This is a genomic window from Pseudoalteromonas sp. P1-13-1a (assembly GCF_001401875.1).
Taxonomy (GTDB): domain Bacteria; phylum Pseudomonadota; class Gammaproteobacteria; order Enterobacterales; family Alteromonadaceae; genus Pseudoalteromonas.
Map to the genome: position 1 here is coordinate 1 of NZ_LKDV01000136.1, position 243 is coordinate 243.

General features: G+C 51.4%; 2 tRNA genes. Both read right to left on the reverse strand.

Features of this window, described 5'->3' with window-relative positions:
* Positions 1 to 5: 5 nt before the first annotated feature.
* Positions 6 to 82 (reverse strand) — tRNA-Met (locus AN391_RS20135).
* 82 nt (positions 83 to 164) lie between these two features.
* Positions 165 to 241, reverse strand: a tRNA-Met gene (locus AN391_RS20140).
* Positions 242 to 243 lie beyond the last annotated feature (2 nt).

Genomic DNA, 243 nt, shown 5'->3' on the forward strand with positions numbered 1-243 from the left:
GAAATTGGTTGCGGGAGCCGGATTTGAACCGACGACCTTCGGGTTATGAGCCCGACGAGCTACCAGGCTGCTCCATCCCGCGCCTGTATATTTTAAGTCTATCGACTACTTAATTTAATCTCTTAAGTTAGAGTTTACAGTAACCTCAAACCCATAAAGGAAATTGGTTGCGGGAGCCGGATTTGAACCGACGACCTTCGGGTTATGAGCCCGACGAGCTACCAGGCTGCTCCATCCCGCGCC